Source organism: Rhizobacter sp. P3_B12, from assembly GCF_056402895.1.
In genome coordinates this window covers 1-2,441 of the sequence record NZ_JBFUGN010000928.1, presented here as the reverse complement: position 1 = coordinate 2,441, position 2,441 = coordinate 1, and the positions used below count along the sequence as shown (strand labels likewise).

At 71.8% G+C, this 2,441-nt stretch carries 3 protein-coding genes; all 3 read right to left on the bottom strand.

Annotation, left to right across the window (positions count from 1 at the left end; all coding sequences use genetic code 11):
- The coding region (locus AC1D01_RS30210) for a chorismate transformation FkbO/Hyg5 family protein (RefSeq protein ID WP_477873009.1) at positions 1-698 on the bottom strand (698 nt) is incomplete at its 3' end.
- 51 nt (positions 699-749) lie between these two features.
- The gene (locus AC1D01_RS30205) at positions 750-1,811 is read right to left on the bottom strand and encodes a patatin-like phospholipase family protein (RefSeq protein ID WP_477873007.1); all 1,062 of its coding nucleotides are present in this window, start codon (positions 1,809-1,811) and stop codon (positions 750-752) included.
- 10 nt (positions 1,812-1,821) lie between these two features.
- Positions 1,822-2,364: a superoxide dismutase family protein gene (locus tag AC1D01_RS30200; protein WP_477873005.1), complete on the bottom strand. Its 543-nt coding sequence runs from the start codon at positions 2,362-2,364 to the stop codon at positions 1,822-1,824.
- Between the last annotated feature and the right edge of the window lie 77 nt (positions 2,365-2,441).

The window sequence follows — 2,441 nt, the reverse complement described above, 5'->3', positions numbered from 1 at the left end:
CCCGACAGGAACAAGGCCTCGCGCCCGCCGCCGATCGACGCCAGCGCGCCGCGCGAGAACGTGGGCGCGCGCGGACCGTACTGCGACGGGTAGCGGTAGGCACTGACCTGGCGCGGGTTCTCGACCGCGCGTGGCGCCTCGCGCCCGGCCAGGAAATGCACCGTCAGCGGCCCCTGCGTGGTGCCCAGCGCACAGGCGGCCGGCGCGCCGTCGAACGCGCTGCGCCGGGCGGCCAGGAAGGCATCCTGCCGGCCGATGTTGAACTGCCGGTAGCGCTCCAGCGGATCGCCCGCGTCGCACCCGTTGATGTCGGCCACGTAGTTCCACACGCGCAGCAGGTGCGCGAAGCCCTCGTCGCGCAGCAGCTGGAACAGCTCGTCGTAGACCTGCCGCGCCGCCGCGCGGATGCCGCCCGGCCACGCCTTGTCGTCGATGCACAGCGTGCCCATCAGCCAATGCCCGTCGCTCACGAAGCGCGCGGCACCGCGGCACTGCGCGTGCAACGGGCCGGGGACGCTCCAGGTCTCGGTGACCGTGCCGGCGGGGTGCAGCAGCGCGGGGGCGGCGATGTGGCGCGGCTCTTCGCCGGTGTGGATGCGGCGGTCGAGCGCCGGCGTGGCAGTCGATTCAAAGGCGCGACGGAACTGCAGCGGGGAGGACAGGGGGAGCGGCGGAGGGGACAACAGCAGGTCGCGCATCCCGCGAATTTTAGGGGAGCGCCGCACCATTCCGGCCCAGGGCGCGCCGTCCTACAACACCTCGGCGTCGGGGCGATCCAGCCAGTTCGCGAAATCGTCACGAAGCCGTTCGCTTTCGTGCAACGCGCGGGTCCACACCGCCTGCCGGCCCGCCACGTCCTCGCCCCAGGACTTGAAGTCGGCCCGGTCGGGCAGCTTGCCGTGCGGCAGCGTCGCGATCCATTCCGGGTTCGGGTACAGCACGATCAGGTTGTCGAGCATCGCGCTGGCGCGGTGGCGGCGCTTGAAGCCCTTGTCGAGCCAGCCCGGCACCACCGTCTTCTGGAAGTGCGGGTACAGCGCCAGCCCGTCGCGCATCGACGCGTAGTCGAGGTGCAGGTGGTAGTCGGTGATGCCGCCGTCCCAGTAGGCGCCGGTGGGGCCGCCGGGGATGTCGTGCACCGCGTCGAGCCAGAACGGGATCGAGCAGCTGGCGAGGATGCTCGCGCGCAGGTTCGAGCCATCGAGCGCGGCGGTGTGGGTGCGGTAGTCGGTGAGCGACAGCGGCAAGGCATCGCGCGGGTCCGAGAACACCACCCGCTCCAGCCAGCCGCCCATCGCGCGGCGGCTCACGGCATTGGCCGCGAACGCGCCCAGGTAGCCGATCGGCGTGCGCAGCCGCCCCTGCCGGCCCAGCACGTGCCGGCCGCGGCTCGTGAAGACGTGCAGCCGGTAGCGAGGGTGCTGCAGCACCTGCGCCTCGCGCGCGCCGAACTGGCGCACCAGGTTGTCGGCGAACACCTGGCTGACATGGGTCGCGGTCGGCTGCTTGCCGGGCGCGTGCTCGTACTGCTGGCCGATGTAGTCGGCGGCCATCTGCGCCAGCTCGCGCGCCGGGTCGTCGAGGCAGCCGGTGGCCATGCGCCACGCGCCGATCGACGCGCCCAGCAGGTGCACCGTGTGGTCGCTGCGCGGCAGCCAGTCGCCGAACAGGAAGCGATCGAGGTGGTTCAGCGCCAGGCCCTTCGGCCCGCCGGCCGCGGCCGGGATGGCCCGCACATCCTGCGGGCGCAGGCCGTCGCGGCGCAGGTGCTCGCGCGCCTTCGGACCGGCGGCAACCAGCAGGGCCTTCACTGCGTCCCGGTCAGTTGCCGGGGGTCGGGTCGCGCTTGATCACGCCGCAGGCGATGCGGGCGCCGGAGTTGCCGGTCGGCTGCGTCGAATAGTCGTCCTGGCTCGCGTGCACGATCAACCCGCGGCCGACCAGGTCGGTCGGGCCGGAGCCGATGGTGACATCGCTCAGCAGGAATTCGAACTCCGCCACGCCRCTCGCGTCGGCGGTGATCGCCGGGATGTCGCCGGCATGGTGGTCGCCGAGCGGCGAACCGTGCGGCTTGCCGGTGGGGTTGAAGTGGCCGCCGGTGCTCATGCCGTCGCCGCTGGAGCAGTCGCCCTTCTCATGGGCGTGGAAGCCGTGGTCCTGGTTCGGCTTCAGGCCGCGCACCTTGCCCTTGACCAGCACGCGGTCGTCGACCATCTGGAAGGTGACGACGCCTTGCGCGGCATTGCCGGTGGTCGGCAGCAGGATCGCGGTGGCGCTCGGGATCGGCTTGCTCGCACAGGCGCCGAGCAGTGCCGCGGCACCGAGTGCGGCAACCAGGACCAGGGATCGAAGACGTGTGTTCATCGCTGTGTTCCTCAGTGAAGTGTCTGAAGTGTCAAGCCGCGCATGGTGCCCTGGATCGCCCGCCCCGGCTCAGCGCT